The following is a 17,003-nucleotide window of genomic DNA, read 5'->3' as shown; positions in this document are numbered from 1 at the left end:
TAATTAGCACAACTGTTATTAGTAATAGCTGACCAAATCTAGTGGTGCTTTCTACTGATAATCACTTTAACTATGTGTTTAGGACGTCCTGCTATGGCTAAGAAAATAATATTTATTCATGGTCGCGATCAAAAGCCCGATAAAGATTCCCTTCAAGTACTCTGGTACGAGGCTATCGAGCATGGCTTGCAGCGGGATTGTGGAGACTCAAGTTCGTTACAAGCTTTTAAAGATGTCGATAAACGGTTTGTCTATTACGGTGAACTATCAAACACATTATTAGAGAAACCAACGGAAGACCCTGCAAGTCGACAACAAGCGCTGTCTGAACTCAAAAAGTACAAGACAAGCCAGTTCAATAAAACAACGTATAACAAGGTATCTAAAATTGGTTTTCTAAAAGAGGTGTTAGCAGATACTTTTTCATCGCTATTTGGAAAGCTGGGAGTGGCTGAGACACTCATAACCAAGGTCGCGCCGGATATGGCGCATTATTGGTATGAAGATACCTATTTTGGTAGCGATGTCAGGCATAGGCTAATGGTTGAGCTGAAGGAAGCGCTTGCTAATCAGGATGATGTGATGATTGTGTCGCACAGTCTAGGGTCGATGATCAGTTATGACGTGTTATGGAAGTTGTCTCATTACGGAGAGTATAGACACGACTATGGTGCGGATAAGAAGGTCAACTTATTGCTGACGCTTGGATCACCGTTAGGAGACGAAAACGTAAAAGATAGGCTAAAGGGGAGTCGCTTGAAAGGTGAGATGATCTGCTCCAGTCAGACTGGACACCGCATTAAGCGACATATTGTTTTTCAAAGTTAACTGGGCTTAGATACCCAAGAGCACTGTGCCTTCTTGTTCGATTATAATCAACTTCGATATATTCAAAAAGCGCTTGGCGCATCTCTTCTCGCGTCATTATCGGCTCGTATTGGATGGCTTCTACTTTCATTGTGTGGAAAAAGCTTTCAACACAGGCGTTATCCCAGCAATTTCCCTTCCTACTCATACTTTGTTTTAAATTATGAGCTGCGATTAAGTCTCGGTAGTCTTTTGAGCAATATTGGCTGCCTCTATCACTATGGATAATCATTCCTTCTGGCATGCCTCTGCGGAACAAAGCCATTGATAGCGCATCACAGACAAGAGTTGCGGTCATTCTTGTACTCATTGACCAACCAACGACTTGCCGTGAATACAGGTCGATAATAACAGCTAAATACATCCAGCCTTCGCTAGTCGCGAGATAGGTGATATCTCCAGCCCATTTTTGATTTGGGGCTGTCGCATTAAAGTCTTGGTCAAGCAAGTTCGGGGCAACGGGAAGCCTATGCTTACTGTCTGTCGTGCTTTTGAACTTACGGGCGGCCTTCGCAACGAGTCCCTGACGCTTCATGCTCGCGGCGATGGTTTTTACATCGTGCTTATTACCATTTTCTTCAAGTTCTTTTTGAATACGCCTTGCACCATCACGTTCCTTTTTATCATCAAAGACTTCGCGAACTTTGATATCAAGTTGCTTGCGGTGCTCGTTTCGTTGAGTGACTTTATTGCGATTATCAATCCAGTAATAAAACCCACTTCGAGAAACCCCAAACACCTTAGCCATACGGACAATCCTATATTGCATAAGGTGTTTGAGCATAAACTCATAGCAATCTACTTTAGATTTTTCGCGAAGTAGGTGGCGGCCTTTTTTACGATATCTAGCTCTTCAGCTTGCTCTGCCAATAATCGTTTGAGTTTGGCATTTTCGGTGGCGAGCTCTCTTTCTCTATCACTGACTTTCGCGTCTTTTTTGACGGCTTTACGCCATCCATAGATCTGGGATTCATATAACGATAGCTGCCGTGCAGCCGCAGCGACCCCCACTTTCTCTGCTAACTTAAGTGCTTCAGCTTTAAATTCAGGAGCATGTTTGATTCGTATTTTCTTAGTTGTCATTGTTCACCTCGTTAGTGATTGTACTCACTTAACTCAGTGTCCAAAACTTTTGGTGCGGATCAAGAAGAAGTACCCTTTAAACATTCAGCAATGGATAAACATATCGGCAGAAGATGATTTTATCTCTCATGACAGCAAAATTAGAAATGACTTTAAGGATATGCTCAAACTGGATCTGATACCCGGCGGAATGAAAGACATCCACCCGATTTACAATCTCAATATTCGCAACGGAAAAAGCAATCCGCACGCTTCCATCGGTTATCTCATCAACCCTAAATTCATCACAGTATTGGACGAATGGCTCTCCAGTTAATTTGGTTTACCATCGTAAATTGCTAGCTGCTCGTTCGTTGAAATTCAGCAAAACAGGCCCTCGTGTGTGCGAGGCCTTTTTGTATTTTGTAGATCGAGCGAAACAAAGTCGTAGATACATGTGAGAATAGATAACCAATACCCTCCTAACCGCCCCTTGGTTGACACCTCCAATCTCTTATTGGTAACGGAAAAAGGGGGGGGGACTGCATACCGCTCTTTGCCAATGCGGCTGTATGTTCATTGATAAATAACAATATCCAATGAATGTCTCAAATAAGTAAAATCTCTCTGAATGCTTACCAATCTCAAGAAGTAACATTCTAAAAACGATCATGTAACAATTTATTGGCGAGTTGTATTGTCTCTGTGTTCTTTGTCTCAGTAGCATACATATAGTTACCAAGTTCAGAATACACCATTATTTTTGAGGATTTGAATATGAACGGAAAACTCATAACGGCTTTATTTATGCGCGATCATATTCAAGATTTTCTTTTAAAATCGGCGGCTTAAATGACTCTTTGGCTTAGGTTTTTAACATCGCGAAGCTCATTCGCGATGTTGGTTATTATCGCGATCGCGTCAGTGATAGCGAATACTGGATGGCGAGTTGTGATGAATAACTTTGCTGTCGATACTGTTGGTATGACCGGTGCTGATGTGGGTGCATTGCAGAGTGTTAGGGAAATCCCAGGCTTACTCTCATTTACTGTTTTGTTTCTGTTGTTCATCGCTTCAGAACAAAGAGTCGCGGTACTTTCGGTTGCAACATTAGGGCTAGGTGTTGCCGTGACTGGGTATTTGCCTTCGATTTATGGCTTCTATTTCAGCACGACGATCATGTCTATTGGTTTCCATTATTTAGAAGCGGTGAACAAATCACTCTCAACACAGTTGTTAGCGACTGAGAACTTCAGTGAATCAATGGGGAAAATTCGATCTGCTGCCTCTTTCTTCTCGATGGTGACTTTTCTTGGCATTATGGTTGCTAGCTATCTGTTTGATGTTTCAGATAAGGTCATTTTCTTTACTTGTGGACTAATATGTTTCTCGCTGGCGGCTTACTTAGTCACGTTTCAAGATACTTCCACAGAGGTGAAGCAACACACCAAACTCATTATACGACGCGAGTACACCACCTATTACATTCTTACCTTTTTGAGTGGGGCAAGAAGACAGATCTTTGTGGCATTTGCTGGCTTACTGATGGTGACCAAATTTCAGTATTCGATCTCGATGATGGCCGCTCTGTTTATGGTCTCCAGCTTAGCTGCGACGCTTGCTCTACCGTATGTTGGGAGGTTTATCGATCGAGTAGGAGAGAGGCTTGCTTTGATCATTGAGTATGCCGCGTTAGTGTTGGTGTTCCTATCTTACGCATTTGTGGACGATCATTATGCGGCAGCGGGGCTGTATGTTATCGACAGTATCATTTTTAGTTTTGCGTTAGCTTTAAACACTTACTTTAAAAAGACAATTCGGGAAGATGAAGTGGCTTCAACGGCGAGTTTGTCATTCACTATCAACCATATTGCAGCGGTGTTCTTACCATTTTTGTTGGGAATCATCTGGATGTCTGGTTATCAATGGGTGTTTGTTACAGGATCTGTGATTGCTTTGATTAGCCTGTTTGTGTCGTTGACTATGGGTACGCAGCTTCATCAGTGGATTAATGGATTCGATAGGCTACAGAAACAATAGTGACACTCATTTATCTCACTGATCATTTCCCATTGTTAGCACAACTCAGCAATTCAACATTACTCTGGTGAAAGCTTTGAAGCAGGTGAAGTCGGGCTCTGTAGTTATTAAAAGATAGTTATAGCCATTAGAAGATAAAACCAAGGCCTAGTGAATACGGGGCCTTCTTGTGTTCCGAGCAAAACTCAATTTCTCCCACGTTCTACACTTGATAGTGATAGAATCCCCGCATCAGAACTATCGAGAATCTAGGTATTTACAAACAATGTTTATCCATCATGTGAACGGCATCGACTGGCTGGTGATTACAGCTTTTGAAGAACTGAAACCGATGTTTATCGAAGATGCTGGCCCTATCCCGTCTTACTTCTCTATTAACAGTGAATTAAGCCTGATTGATCAAGCCAAGCGCCGCTGTGGATTTTTGCCGACACTTCGCGGCGTGATCACCGATACTGGCACGTACCAAAGTAAAGACCTTGAAGAAGATTTGAACCCGCAGCTTGCGTGTATCGTAGAAGGACGAGGTCGGGTGTTCATCTATCACGGCGGCTACGTGGCTTTTGTCGATGACGAGCAAATCTTCATTACCCGAATGGATTGAGCTTTGATCAGTTCATTGAAATTACGGAATTGACATCGCGGTGGTTAGCTCTCTATTTAACACGAAATTGGACAAAAGCTACTAAGGGTAATCACGTAAACTAGGGAAATGCGGATAACTTTAAATATGGAAAAGTCGTTTGTTCAGTGTCCAATTTCTCAGGTGCAGATCACTGAGGCACACCCTAACAATGCTGGCATTTTCATGAGATACGACAAGGCCAGCAATCTCTCGACCAATTCTTTAAACCTTTTAGTCGAGTGTAAGCGTTTAATTCTCGACATCATTCCCATTTAAACCCAAGCTCCGATAATGACAACAGTCATTACTCATGTGTATCGCTAAGTTGCATTAGTGGTACTATCAGTTACTACTTCATTCTTTAATTCAATTTGGTAAAAGAGTATGAGTTTTTGATATTTATATTAAAGAATTTACCTTTTGACGAAGCAGACTGAAAATTGTTCCAAACATTTTCAGGCACACCTTCATACCGATACACATCATTATCAGAAAACTCTACATCCAGTACCTGACTGATTTTCGAATACCCCATGCTGTTGATTGCTGAGCTGCTTACCGACACTTGCTTATGTAATGAAGGCGGAACTAAGTTCGAAGCAATTCGCTTCATGTGATTCGAAATCACAGCTGCTTGTCCTGATGGAATTAAGTATGATTCCGTAAGCCCATGCCCCGTCCAATCGCTGAAGTTGAATGAAGCGTCATAGTTTGCCGGAACAGCTCCGATGTTGTTTCGGACTGCACTCATTATGTAGTCATTATCGTTTGTGATGTGCCCGATTAGGTCTGGTCGTGCAACACCAACTGAACCGCCAGCTACGCTTGTCGGTAAGGCAATTCCCATATATGAAAGCATCGGATAGGTTGAAATGCTACTTCCATCTTTATGCATATATTCATTGTATAAACTTTCGAGTAAACCGTTTGAGTAGAAATTACCTTGTGAGTGACCAACAAGGATCACTCGAGCACATTGGTTTAGATTTGAAGTCAGCCTTACTTTAGCGGTGGAAAAATCACTATCGCCAACGATTACATATCTATCTATCTATCTATCTAGCTCGCTAAATATTTTAGTGATTAGTAACTTTGATACTTCACTATCTTGGTCATTAAAAGCATCGACAGTGCCACGAAGTAATTTTTTGATGATCTCTTTCTCGATCGGTCCAGCTTCTTCATATTTCTGCAAAGCCACTTGCTGAAACTGTTGGTAGAAAACCTCTGTATTGTTATAACTACCATCTACAAATGGATATAAATCAAAATCACTTTTTAAGTACTTCTTTTGAAAGCCCATCAAATGGGCTTTATTCGCACCGAATTTTTGATAATTGGTAAACATCCCGTTCACGTAGAATATTTTAACTTTATCTACGTTTTCCTCACAAGATGCTGCGTAAGAAGAGCTAATAGAAAAAAGTGTGATAAATATTGATGCTAATACTTTATTCATTTTGAAACCCCTTCTAAGAACACATTACAATCAATATCATAAATATCAGGCTCGTTTCCTTGTAAAGCTTTATACAGCTGAGTTGATGCTTCGTTACTTGCAATTGCACGTTCGATTGTGTCGTAATATAAGTCGATAGGGTTTACAAAGTCAGGGTTGGTTTGCTTGTAAATATCAATACAGTATTGAATTGTAATACCATCAATTGCCATTAACTGAGCATCTTCTACCGTAATTTCAATGTTATTTTCACTAAATTCGAGAAGTTTTCCGAACTCTTTACCAGCCTGAGTAGCTAGTGCAACTTCTTGTGTATTTGTATAAGTCTCTTCGACGGTAACTGCATAGTCGTCACGTAAGCCATCGCCATCGCTATCTTTACCAATTACATTTCCGTCGTCAGGAGTAGGGTCTGGGCTAGGTTTTCCCCCAACATCGAGATCCAATCTTTGCCACTCTGCTGAATCACTAGGAATCGAATTATTATTCCACCATTTTGCAATATAATACCCAACATTATATTCAACAACAGTACCACCATTGTACGGGGTTGATTGTTGCCAACTTTCAATCTCCTCAGTATTGATTGTTATCCAACCGTCCCAGTTTACTTTGTTATTTAAAGGTTCAGTGCCTTGAGTCCAGTGCGACGATATATATGTCAAGTCTTTCCACTGAACAACATCACCAGAATTGTATACTTTCTTTTCATCCCACTCTTCGGCTGAAAGGGCGACGTTAGGCAAACTAAAAATCGAAAGTAGAATGCCGAACTGAATAAACTTGTTTTTCATAAACCACTATGTCCTTAAAAGAAAATTTCCATTTGTTCCTTAGAAGATGAATAAGTTACTTCATCCAATAATTATTCATATTTATTTAGTATTCTTATAGTGTCAGCATTGTTGTTTAGTGTTACTCCTGATTGAATTTTATGAATAATTGTTTGTTGTTTAGCTAGAGCGATTTCAATTACTTCATTTTTAAGTGAAGCATCTTGGATAATAATTTTTCCTTGAAAACTATACCGAAATTTTGGATTTGGATTAATTCGTTACCCGAGTCTGAGCCTAAAGGGTTAGAGAGCAACGCTGTGATTCTTAACTTAGGTGCATCAGAATCAGAGCAGTGAAAATCCACATAAACAGGAAGGTGGTCTGAAGCTTGCGTGTCATCATTTCCATCAATACCAACGACTTCATCAAATATTTTGGCTGCGGTAGGTTGACTGAAAAGAGTAATTAAAGCGGGTGAAACTAAGATTGGGTAGTACAAAGCCTTTCTTGCTGGTATGTCGTTTAAGAAATTATCAATATTTTCTTTTCTTGAACCTGGTATCGATGGATTGACTAATCTTACGATAGAATCTGTCTTATCGAGGCTTTTTAGACCAAATGAAACATGTGCTTTTAACGTTAATGGCTCGGTAATGTTAATAAGAAAACTGCCATTAACATTCTCTATTAGTATAGGGGAGGTGATGCCACGTTCTAATGTGTTAAGCGATCTATCGTCTGGTGTGTCGTTGAAGTCACCTAAAAGAGCAACATATTCAGTAGGAGCTTGATATATATAATCAATAAGGTCTAATGCTGCATTTGTCCTCTGCTCATCCGTAATCATTCGACCGTTATAACGAGATTTTGCATGATGATTTAACAATAAAATTTCTTTACTTTTATACGAGATAAATAATTTAAAACTTTTCTTTCATCAATAAACTTTGGGTTCGACTTAAGAAAGGCAAAGTCTATGTTTTTATCCACGCACTTCAAATTCCCAGAATCCAATCTATATTGAAAACCTTTTCGGATGGCGAACGCTAAATTCATATCATCTGTGCTGTCATCATCGATAATTATGTTCCAATCTGTTGCGGGGAAATATCGCTCTACAGAGTACCGATCTCTAACTTCCTGCAGTGCCACAACATCAGCGTTCAGATTGTTTATAACGCTTTGATAACTAATGACATGTACCTTGTTCATACAAGCAGATAGGAATTTTTAGTTGTACGTAGCTAGTCAAAGGTTTTAACTTGATATGGCATATGGGGTAACGATTAAAAGACAAAGTAAAATAATTTTCATAAGTACGGTTATATAAAAAATAGATATAAAAAATAGATATAAAAACAGTATCGTAATTATTTCTAAATTTGCTAATTCGCCAATTATTTTTCGATTAGGCTCCCCTCACTCACTCCTGTATGGACAATGATTTCAGCTGATTATGTGATTTTCTCTGCGAATATTTTTGTGTACTTACATCAAATGTTGAGAGGGGGAAATCGGTTTGGGGGCTTTGTTGCATAATTTAGTTTATTGATAGGGTACATATTGAATTTTGAACTAAGGTTAGCTATCACTTTTCAATCTCTTACATAAAATTAGAGAGCAAGACCAATTTATCATCGTTGAGGGTATTGATACATTCTACTGGAAAAGTGAATAATCAGAGCAATGCGTTTCAATAAGGATGAACAATCGCACTCTAAGAGGGTGGGCAATCACATTTGATAACAGGGAGAAATTTGTTAGCCAGTCTGACCTCATTGATAACATCCTTAAAAATACACTAATATCAACCATAGTTAGTGATTAAAAAATTATTAATTAATATTGCTGAGTTGATATACGGTAAATTAATGTTTTTATTACATAAAATGTTATATTGATAAATTTTTGTTATTAGCAGAACATCTATCACGGCGGCTACGTGGCTTTTGTCGATGACGAGCAAACCTTCATTACCCGAATGAATTAAAGCCAGTGAAGTAGGGCTATTAACCCTTGATAGAAAAACTAAGGCCTCGCGATTGTGAGGCCTTTTTGTGTGCAGGTTCTGACACAGAATCGATCACTCTCCCTTTTTTGGACAGCAATTTGTGTGTGGGCTTTGTAAATGAGCAAATGATTAATAACAAAATCTATTGCGAAGTGAGATGCAGGATTGTGGGTAAGCAATCGTTTTCTTTGAGTTTGTTTGGTTGGTTTTTATACAGTCTTGTTTGATAAAGTGATAAATGTAGATACTAAATAGAGCAAATAGTGAAGCTATCTTTGTCAAAATTCAATGTTAGTTCTCATTTTTGGCGCTTTTCATTAAAAAATCTAAATTTATACTGCACGCCTTATTTAAATAATAGAGTGAAACCTTGATGGCATTTTTAAAGTGGTTTTTCGTTCAAACTGATCCTAAACGTAGACGTTATGGATTAGCTGGACTTATTGGTCTGATTACAGGCGTTGTTTCTGCATTTGTAAAATGGGGAGCTGAAGTACCGTTGGCACCTCGTAGCCCGATGGACATGTGGCAGGCGGGTTGTGTTAATGAACATCTTATTCGCGCAGCCGGTCAAATTGATTGCTCTCGCAACTTTTTGAACCCTCCATATGTATTTCTTCGCGATTGGTTACACATCGCTGATCCAAATTCAGTTGTTTACACTTTTGCGGGACACGCTTTCAACTGGGTTGGTGTTACTCATATTCTATTCTCTATTGTTTTTGGTGTGGGTTACTGTGTTGTTGTTGAAGTCTTTCCAAAATTTAAGTTATGGCAGGGTTTATTAGCCGGTGCGTTGGCTCAATTCTTTGTACATATGGTGACATTCCCATTAATGAATTTGACTCCTTCGCTACTTGACCTTCCTGCTTACGAATGGATTTCTGAAATTGTTGGGCATCTAATTTGGTTCTGGTCGATTGAAATTATTCGAAGAGACCTTCGTAACCGTTGGACTCGCGAACCAGACGCAGAAGTTCCTCTAGAAGCTAAGTTTCGTTAGTGAACACCAGTGTTCTAATGGATAACAATTTGTAAAATAAAGATAAAGCGCCAATGATTTGCATTGGCGCTTTTTTTAACTAGCGACCTCTACCTCTAGCCTCGTAGTTTTCATGTAACCGCGTTTACTTGGTGTCTTTGTGTTCCGAGCTATGAATCACGTCGAGCATGGCTTGACAGGCTCTTGATACATAATGCTCTTTACTCCAAATTGCCGCCAGTTCCCAGCGTATATGTTGCTTCATGGGAATAAAACAATAGTCGTTGGGGTTGAGCTTGTTACATATTGGTTCAGGCATAAAACTCACTCCTAAACCGCTTTTTACCATCGCGGCAAGAAAATCCCATTGACTGCTTCTTACACCTATCTTTGGCGAGAAGCCGTGTGCCAAACACATCTCAGTGATGGCTTCTGAGAGAATAAATTCAGGGCTATATAGATAAAATGTAAACTGGCGGAGCTCAGCAATGTCCAGCTCTTTGACATTCAGCCATTGTTCGGTTTTGGGCAGCACCGCAAAAATCGGATAGCTTCCGATGGCCCATGTGTTGAACTTGGGTTTTGGCTCGTAGAGCATGGTTATTGATATGTCGATTTTGCCTTCCAGTACGGCCGCCTCCAACTTACGACTACCGCTTTCTACGATAGACACTTCAATATCAGGGTACTGCAAAGCAAAGCGCTGGATAAGGTGAGCGTATAAATGCCCCACCATAGGTGGAATTCCTAGAGTGATTTTGCCACTTTTAAGCTGTTGAAGATCATTGAGGCGGACCTCAAGTTCTTGCTGTTGAAAGAGTATTGATTGCGCATATTCAAAAACAATTTCACCAGCTTCTGTCAAGGAGATGTCGCGTCCATTACGATAGATGAGTGCTTGCCCATAAGTAGTTTCTAAGGATTTAAGCGCTTTGCTGATCGTTGGTTGAGTGACATAAAGTTGCTCTGAAGCCTTTGTGAAGCTATTGCTGCGGATCAAAGTGACAAAATACTGAAGCTCTTTCATGGTCATTTTCTACATTCACTTTTGGAATACTTAGTGTTCATTTTATTCATTTGATGTTGGTTGTTCAATGTCTGATAATTTAAATCATAATTGACTTAATGGCCCTTTTTTAATGAAACCCCTAAACTTTAAACATATTGGCATGACCATCGCGCAAGTGTCATTTTTGTGCCTTGTATGGCTATTTTCCGACAAGCTTGTATCGGCTTTGCATATACCGTTACCGTCGAATGTGTTTGGAATGTTTTTTCTGTTGATACTATTGCTGACTAAGGTCGTCAAGGTGCACTGGCTTAAAGCTGGTTCTAACTGGTTGATTGCGGAGATGCTGTTATTTTTTATTCCGGCAGTCATTGCCATCGTTAATTATCAAAGCCTTTTTCAACAGCAAGGGTTAAAGATTATGTTGGTGATTGGTTTGAGCACAATGTTCGTTTTATCTATGACAGCATTGGTGGTCGATATCGTCTATGGTTACGAGATTAAAAAACTGAGAGCTCGCCGATAATGCACACTTATTTATCTATCTCATGTTTAGTTTTTACGATCTTGGGTTATTACAGTGCTAAATCACTGTACCGTCGGTTTAACAAAATTTGGTTGATCCCTTTAGTTTCTGTACCCGTGCTGATTGTGGCTGCGTTGTTGCTGCTGAATATTAGCTATCAAGATTATATCGAAGAATCACATTGGCTAATTTGGATGTTAGGTCCCGCTACGGTCGCGTTTGCGATACCCGTTTATGAAAACCAAAAACTTCTGAAAAATCATTGGTTGTCTATTTCAATTGGGGTTTTGGTCGCGGTTGTTACAGCGTTATTCAGTACTATTTTGCTGAGTAAAGGTCTCCACTTATCCGATCTTTTACAGAAAAGTTTAGCCGTTCGCTCAATCACAACACCTTTTGCGGTAGTGGCTTCCAAAGCGATTGGCGGTGAACCGGATCTCACCTCAATATTCGTAGTCATGACCGGTGTTTTTGGTATTGTCGTCGGCAATACGATGTTGAACTTATTTCGAATTCGTTCTCGGCACGGTAAAGGAGCGGGGCTTGGTGCTTCTGCGCATGGTTCAGGTACGGCTATTGCTTATGGCATTCACACCAAGGCGGGCACCATTGCAAGTCTGATTATGCTGTTTTCAGGTGTGGTTACTGTTCTTATCTCGCCGCTAATTGTGTTAATTATGTAAGTAACACGCCGATAAGTTTCCAGTTTTCGAGCTATCGCTTGTGTTCAACTGAAGTTGTATGCTTTTAGTGAGCCATGATGAAAAGGCTTCGTGTTTACGAGGCCTTTTTCATTCTGGACGTTAGTTCGTTTTTGATGCGGCGTGCTGTTCGACAATGAATGCGATTGCTGCATCACTTAAACAAGATTGACTCACATATTGGCGTTGTTTACCTATATGAAAGATAAGGCCTAGATCGGTTTGTTGAAGTTGGTCGATCTCATTCCAAGTGATATTTCGGCTGTTGTTACCATTTTTATAACTCACTCCGCTAGAGTCCACCTGAAATCCCACCTTGCTACCAAAGCTTGTACTGGTTGTTTGTCGCCACAACCACCAGCTTCTCTTAAAGTAAACACTGAGTGCTTCAATCACACTCAAAACAATAAAGAACCAACCAACATATCCGCTAGGTAACAGCTCTAACTTTAATAAAACTACACCAAAAACAAGAAAAAATAGGCCTTTTAGGTAAGGTTTTGGAAATGGCGCTGGCAGGCTAGTTTGATCATAACACTCAGCAAAAAAAGGCTTGTCGAGGGTGTACTCAGTGGTGAAATCGAAATCTTTAGTCATAGGTGATTACTTTAATCTTTTCTGTGAGTGAGCTTTCTGTGAATGGGTATTCCATGCTGCGATCTCGCAACTTGAGCATTGTATCGCTTCTCAGCGCTTTTCTTTAGCGGTTTCGATGCTCTTTTGTAAACCAATAATACTAACGGGGTTTGCGCTTAGCGTAGTCCACTTGTTACCTGAATTGAGATTAAATGGTGACTGAAATGAAGGTTTCGTGATTGCGAGATTTTGATGTATGCGGAACGAGTGAACCCAGCTTTTTTATGGTGTCTGACCTTGGCTTGTGTCAACAGACTATATCGATGCTAAAAAACTATCCGTTAGTCTATGTGGTTATTGAGAAGACAGGTGGGATTGGTTGGACATTATGGTCAGTTTGGTGGTTTTTGATCTTATCTATCGATCCAGTAAATCTTATTTTTCATAAGATGATTATTGGCATATGCCAATAATGAGGCGTATGCTGAACTCCTGATCATCAATAACAGGACGTTACTATGTTATACGCAGTACCTTGCCGCGACCTTCATGTCGGCAACCATTTTGCTCGTTCTCCTGAGATCGCGATTGTCGATCAACAACGACAAATAAAGCAGATTGTTCCTTTGGTTGAGTCCGACACTTCTTGTAATAAAAAGAAGCAATGGATCTCTGTTCTCCGTTCTTACGATGTAGAGGCTGTGGTGGTTCGTCACATCGGGAAGAAGATGTTGGCGCATTTGTTTAATAACGATATTCGAGTCTTGGCATCGACAGGTAAGGCAGAAATCGGGACTTTGGATTTCGACAATCTACGCGAAGTGACCGATCTCGATTATGGCCGCGAGCCGCGAAATAGCGGGTGTGGCAATAAAACGTGCGGCGCGAAAGGGCACAAAAAACAAACTTCGATTCTAATGCCACAGCCTAATCAGCTAGGCGCTATTCGAGGTTTTCGAAAATGACTTTCTTGTTGACGCTATTGGGATTTGTCGGAGTCGTGACACTGATGGCGATAGGCGTGATTTTTTCGCACAAGCCAATCAAAGGCAGCTGTGGCGGACTGGCGCAGTTAAATATTGAGCGTGAATGCAATTGCAAGGACTTGTGTGAAGGGCAAAGCCGAAAGTTGTATCAGATTACAGAGCCATCAAGCTAAGTATCGAACTCAGTATCAATCTAAGCATCAAGAACTCACGCTCGCTGAGTTAAATAACGTCGGGCGAACACGTGAATTAACGGCTTTGAATCACCAATGCGTGGCCGTTGACGATGCACTTGGCGACTTTAGTTCGAGCACGCTTGATGATATTGCCAAATGTTTGGCGAGACACCTGCATTTGTTCAGCCGCTTCAAGTTGGCTCAGCCCTTCTTGATCAGCCAAGCGTAAGGCTTCGAGCTCTTCCAATAGCAGTTCTTCTTGGTGAAGCTCGTCCATAGGAACACCATTAGGCTTAAAACAAGAGTAAGCCGCACGGGTGCATAACTGGCGATGTTTTTTTGGTCGAGCCATATCAATCTCTAGGAATCTAAGGGTAAAGGTAAGTATGAAGGTTTTCATTCCACACAATCATCGGCGTTGCCAAGTGTGCAGCCAAGGTTTATTCACAGGCAGTCCCATTCGTTTTGAAGCGGTTGCCGAGCATGAGACTTTAACTAAGCATGAGGCAGTAGCTAAATATAAAACCAGCGCCAAGATTGTACCAACAGATAAAGCCGAGGGCTACGATGGCATCATGCAGGGTGGCATTGTTACCGCATTACATGACAGTGCGATGCTGCATTGCTTATTTCAGAACAGTATCAAGGCGATGACGGTGAGTTTAACGTCTCGTTTTCATCATCCGATTTTGATTGGTCAAGAACTGGAAGTTTGCGCTCAATGGGTCAAAACGAAACGTAATATCTACTTCCTAGAAAGCCAAATTACGCAGTGCGGAAAGTTAAGTTCGTCGGCACAAAGCCAGTTTATGTCATCACCCTAGCTATCGAGCGGTAGCCTAGGTGGTGCTAGTTTGTTGATTCCGCTGTTTTGCACAATAAATAGAGGTTTTCTATAGTTAATATAATTACGAATAAAACGAGTAGGGCAGTATTGAGTTTCTTATCCACCTTTTAGCGCCAGACAACGCTTGACCCCGTTCGTTTGAGGGAGTTTTTCCGTACTCAATTCATCTCTGCCTTTTTCCGGAGGGCTGCTGATGCCAAAATTCTTCAAATCGACATTCCAATATTGTTTTCTATCAATCCTTTTACTTTTTCCACTCTTCAGTAGCGATGCTTCTTCCGCCCCGCTTAAAGTCGGTGTTTATCCATGTCCTCCTTTTGTCATCAGCTCTATGGAAGGCGAGTGGAGTGGCCTGAGTGTCGAGCTGTGGGGGCAAATCGCCAAAGAGATGAACATTGAGTACACGCTCGAGACTCACCGCTTAGATGACTTACTCAATTCGATTGAAGCCGAGCAGATCGACGTCGGAGTGTCTTGCATTTCAATCACTCCAGAGCGAGAACTGTTTGCTGACTTTTCTCATTCGTTTTATGAAACTCACCTCGCCGTTGCAGTTAAAAAACAAGGCTATCTTCAAACCTTACATGCCATTTTTTTCAATCCCGCGCTGTGGCTGATCATTGGTGCCGTCGTCTTTATCTCTGGCGTAATAGGCGCGTTTTTCTATCTATTGGAGCATGGTAAGAATGAAAAACTCTACTCGATGAAAAGCCGAACGGGACGTTGGCTGGAAAGCTTTATTATGGGTTTACTTTTCATCACACGCGGCCCATTTAATTACTTTGAGTTTAATAGTTTAACTGGACGAATTGCTAGGCTTTGTTGCGTAATTAAATTTAGAGATAGAGCCAACCCGTTTCGCTTGTTTCTTAGTCAATGCGACAAGTTTCAGGCATACCTAACCCAGTAAGCTTGTTCAACGCTTTTATCATCGCGTAAGTTTCACCCACCTGGGCATTGTAATTTCTTAAGCTCAGTTTCCCTCCTAGCAACTGTTTAACTCGATACATCGCTGTTTCTGAGAGTGAACGTTTGTGGTATCCATACCGCTCTTTCCAATACTTATTTGAGCCGTATAATTTCTGGCAACCCACGGCGAGATTTCGAGGGTGACCACGCTCCCAAAAGGCAGCCCCTTCTCTTGGGGGAATAAGCGCAATAGCTCCCTTAATCTTAATAGCAGCGTGACACGCTCTCGTGTCGTAAGCGCCATCACCAGACACCTTAAGGATACTTCGGCGTGTTTGTTTCAGTAAGTTCGGGAGTACTTCTCCATCTGTAACCGTCGATAAACTTAGCTCGGCGGCAATGATCTCATGAGTGTTGGTATCGACTGCAATATGCAGCTTTCGCCAGACTCTACGCTTGCCATCCGTCCCATGTTTTTTGACTTTCCATTCACCTTCGCCATAAACCTTAAGGCCAGTAGCATCAATAGCTAGGTGCTGTATCGCTCCTCTCGTTTTAGTCTTAAATGAAACCTCAACTTGCTTGGCTCTACGACTGATGCAGGTGTAATGCGGACAACTTAACGGTACATGGGCTAACCTAAATATCGAGTCGATAAATCCTTGCAGCGCTCTCAATGGCATAGAAAAAACTCGTTTGACCATGAGTGCTGTCGTGATAGCTAAATCACTGAACCGACGCGGCCTCCCGCGCTTATTCTGTTTGCTTTGCGCCCATCCGCTTATTGCTTCTTCATCAATCCAAAAGGTCAGAGAACCACGGTTAATGAGTGATTGGTTGTATTGCTTCCAGTTAGTTGTTTTGTAACGTGGTTTAGGCATAGGGCTACGAGATAGAGTGGACGTAGCTGCTCAGATCGTAGGTTCTTGATTTAGTTCCATTGAATTACGCAACAACGCCGAATTGCTACGGTGTTCATTGGTGTGTTTAGTATGCTTTTTATCGCCAGTATAACCGCTGTATTAGCCAGCAAACTGACTCTCAGCCAAGGCTCATCCCATATTGAAGGCATCAATGATCTTGCGGATGTGGAGGTAGGCGCAAAAGTTGCAACGACGTCTTCTTTGATGCTCACAAGCTTCGGTATTCGACACAAGAGTTATGTCGATATGCCAAGGCTTCTAGCGGCTTTAGAAGATGGTGAAGTAGAAGCGATTGTTGCTGATGATGTGGTGCTCAAATATATGATTGGTAATGGCAGAATAAGCGGGCAGTTTGAAGATCTGGAGGTACTGCCGTATCAGCTAGAAAAGCAGAACTATGGCTTTATTATCACTGAAAATAACGAGTACGAAGAAGAGATTAACCGCGCACTGTTGAAGATTCGAGAGTCACGAAAGTGGCGTAAAATATTGGCCGATTATTTCGCTGATCAGTAATCGAAATGAGAG

General features: G+C 41.1%; 17 protein-coding genes and 4 pseudogenes. 12 read left to right on the top strand and 9 right to left on the bottom strand.

Annotated features, from left to right (window positions below; all coding sequences use genetic code 11):
* Window positions 1–93: 93 nt before the first annotated feature.
* Window positions 94–768: pseudogene (locus tag OCU36_RS07685) on the top strand (hypothetical protein); the annotation flags it as partial.
* Between the two features lie 31 nt (window positions 769–799).
* Here the strand turns inward: OCU36_RS07685 and OCU36_RS07680 are convergent.
* Window positions 800–1,950, bottom strand: a protein-coding gene (locus tag OCU36_RS07680) for an IS3 family transposase (protein WP_261837465.1) whose coding sequence is annotated in 2 segments (ribosomal slippage) — window positions 800–1,707 and window positions 1,707–1,950 — 1,152 coding nt in all. Because the reading frame shifts where the segments join, the coding sequence is not laid out codon by codon here.
* Window positions 1,951–2,011: 61 nt separating this feature from the next.
* Here OCU36_RS07680 and OCU36_RS07675 point away from each other — a divergent pair.
* From OCU36_RS07675 to OCU36_RS07665, 3 genes and pseudogenes are all read left to right on the top strand, one after another.
* A pseudogene (locus tag OCU36_RS07675) lies at window positions 2,012–2,266 on the top strand (hypothetical protein); the annotation flags it as partial.
* 515 nt (window positions 2,267–2,781) lie between these two features.
* Window positions 2,782–3,969, top strand: coding sequence for an MFS transporter (locus tag OCU36_RS07670; RefSeq protein ID WP_315972660.1), 1,188 nt, complete (start codon window positions 2,782–2,784; stop codon window positions 3,967–3,969).
* A gap of 265 nt (window positions 3,970–4,234) precedes the next feature.
* Window positions 4,235–4,573, top strand: a complete 339-nt coding sequence (locus OCU36_RS07665; RefSeq protein WP_261837464.1) for a cytosolic protein — start codon at window positions 4,235–4,237, stop codon at window positions 4,571–4,573.
* Window positions 4,574–4,955: 382 nt separating this feature from the next.
* On the opposite strand, the gene OCU36_RS07660 is transcribed toward OCU36_RS07665, so the two are convergent.
* The 4 genes from OCU36_RS07660 to OCU36_RS07645 form a co-directional block, all read right to left on the bottom strand.
* Window positions 4,956–5,561 (bottom strand): KTSC domain-containing protein, encoded by a 606-nt coding sequence (locus OCU36_RS07660; RefSeq protein WP_261837463.1) that lies wholly within the window; start codon window positions 5,559–5,561, stop codon window positions 4,956–4,958.
* Window positions 5,562–5,645: 84 nt separating this feature from the next.
* Window positions 5,646–6,053 (bottom strand): hypothetical protein, encoded by a 408-nt coding sequence (locus OCU36_RS07655; RefSeq protein ID WP_261837462.1) that lies wholly within the window; start codon window positions 6,051–6,053, stop codon window positions 5,646–5,648.
* The gene (locus OCU36_RS07650) at window positions 6,050–6,847 is read right to left on the bottom strand and encodes a hypothetical protein (RefSeq protein WP_261837461.1); all 798 of its coding nucleotides are present in this window, start codon (window positions 6,845–6,847) and stop codon (window positions 6,050–6,052) included. The genes OCU36_RS07655 and OCU36_RS07650 overlap by 4 nt, the downstream gene beginning before the upstream one ends.
* Window positions 6,848–7,025: 178 nt before the next feature.
* Complete coding sequence (locus tag OCU36_RS07645) at window positions 7,026–7,715, bottom strand: hypothetical protein (protein WP_261837460.1); 690 nt, start codon at window positions 7,713–7,715, stop codon at window positions 7,026–7,028.
* Window positions 7,716–9,213: 1,498 nt separating this feature from the next.
* On the opposite strand from OCU36_RS07645, the gene OCU36_RS07640 reads away from it, so the two are divergent.
* Window positions 9,214–9,843, top strand: coding sequence for a YagU family protein (locus OCU36_RS07640; RefSeq protein WP_261837459.1), 630 nt, complete (start codon window positions 9,214–9,216; stop codon window positions 9,841–9,843).
* 124 nt (window positions 9,844–9,967) lie between these two features.
* Here the strand turns inward: OCU36_RS07640 and OCU36_RS07635 are convergent, their stop codons facing one another.
* Entirely contained in the window at window positions 9,968–10,849 is an 882-nt protein-coding gene (locus tag OCU36_RS07635; RefSeq protein ID WP_261837458.1) for a LysR substrate-binding domain-containing protein, read from the bottom strand.
* Between the two features lie 142 nt (window positions 10,850–10,991).
* On the opposite strand from OCU36_RS07635, the gene OCU36_RS07630 reads away from it, so the two are divergent.
* Together OCU36_RS07630 and OCU36_RS07625 are read left to right on the top strand one after the other, a co-directional pair.
* On the top strand, window positions 10,992–11,357 hold the full coding sequence (locus tag OCU36_RS07630) for a CidA/LrgA family protein (RefSeq protein WP_261837457.1): 366 nt from the start codon (window positions 10,992–10,994) through the stop codon (window positions 11,355–11,357).
* On the top strand, window positions 11,354–12,040 hold the full coding sequence (locus OCU36_RS07625) for an LrgB family protein (protein ID WP_261839707.1): 687 nt from the start codon (window positions 11,354–11,356) through the stop codon (window positions 12,038–12,040). Before OCU36_RS07630 ends, OCU36_RS07625 begins: the two co-directional genes overlap by 4 nt.
* A gap of 120 nt (window positions 12,041–12,160) precedes the next feature.
* Here OCU36_RS07625 and OCU36_RS07620 read toward each other — a convergent pair whose 3' ends face one another.
* Window positions 12,161–12,655, bottom strand: coding sequence for a YcxB family protein (locus OCU36_RS07620; protein WP_261837456.1), 495 nt, complete (start codon window positions 12,653–12,655; stop codon window positions 12,161–12,163).
* Between the two features lie 497 nt (window positions 12,656–13,152).
* Between OCU36_RS07620 and OCU36_RS07615 the strand changes: the two genes are divergently transcribed.
* Both OCU36_RS07615 and nqrM read left to right on the top strand, forming a co-directional pair.
* Window positions 13,153–13,599: a NifB/NifX family molybdenum-iron cluster-binding protein gene (locus OCU36_RS07615; RefSeq protein WP_261837455.1), complete on the top strand. Its 447-nt coding sequence runs from the start codon at window positions 13,153–13,155 to the stop codon at window positions 13,597–13,599.
* Window positions 13,596–13,793, top strand: coding sequence for a (Na+)-NQR maturation NqrM (gene nqrM, locus OCU36_RS07610; RefSeq protein WP_261837454.1), 198 nt, complete (start codon window positions 13,596–13,598; stop codon window positions 13,791–13,793). The genes OCU36_RS07615 and nqrM overlap by 4 nt, the downstream gene beginning before the upstream one ends.
* A gap of 76 nt (window positions 13,794–13,869) precedes the next feature.
* On the opposite strand, the gene OCU36_RS07605 is transcribed toward nqrM, so the two are convergent.
* Window positions 13,870–14,148, bottom strand: a complete 279-nt coding sequence (locus tag OCU36_RS07605) for a DUF134 domain-containing protein (protein WP_261837453.1) — start codon at window positions 14,146–14,148, stop codon at window positions 13,870–13,872.
* Window positions 14,149–14,182: 34 nt separating this feature from the next.
* Here OCU36_RS07605 and OCU36_RS07600 point away from each other — a divergent pair, with 34 nt between their 5' ends.
* Together OCU36_RS07600 and OCU36_RS07595 are read left to right on the top strand one after the other, a co-directional pair.
* Window positions 14,183–14,620 carry a PaaI family thioesterase gene (locus OCU36_RS07600; RefSeq protein ID WP_261837452.1) on the top strand — a complete coding sequence of 146 codons (438 nt, stop codon included), beginning with the start codon at window positions 14,183–14,185 and terminating at the stop codon, window positions 14,618–14,620.
* Between the two features lie 216 nt (window positions 14,621–14,836).
* Window positions 14,837–15,457 (top strand): annotated as a pseudogene (locus OCU36_RS07595) (substrate-binding periplasmic protein); the annotation flags it as partial.
* A 55-nt stretch (window positions 15,458–15,512) separates the two neighbouring features.
* Here the strand turns inward: OCU36_RS07595 and OCU36_RS07590 are convergent.
* A complete protein-coding gene (locus tag OCU36_RS07590; RefSeq protein ID WP_261837391.1) occupies window positions 15,513–16,433 on the bottom strand; it encodes an IS5 family transposase in 921 nt (306 codons plus the stop codon).
* 78 nt (window positions 16,434–16,511) lie between these two features.
* On the opposite strand from OCU36_RS07590, the pseudogene OCU36_RS07585 reads away from it, so the two are divergent.
* Window positions 16,512–16,991 (top strand): annotated as a pseudogene (locus tag OCU36_RS07585) (ABC transporter substrate-binding protein); the annotation flags it as partial.
* Between the last annotated feature and the right edge of the window lie 12 nt (window positions 16,992–17,003).

It is taken from the genome of Vibrio artabrorum (assembly GCF_024347295.1).
In the GTDB taxonomy this organism is placed as follows: domain Bacteria; phylum Pseudomonadota; class Gammaproteobacteria; order Enterobacterales; family Vibrionaceae; genus Vibrio; species Vibrio artabrorum.
Note: the sequence above shows the minus strand (reverse complement) of the source record. Positions and strands in the feature narration are given on the sequence as shown.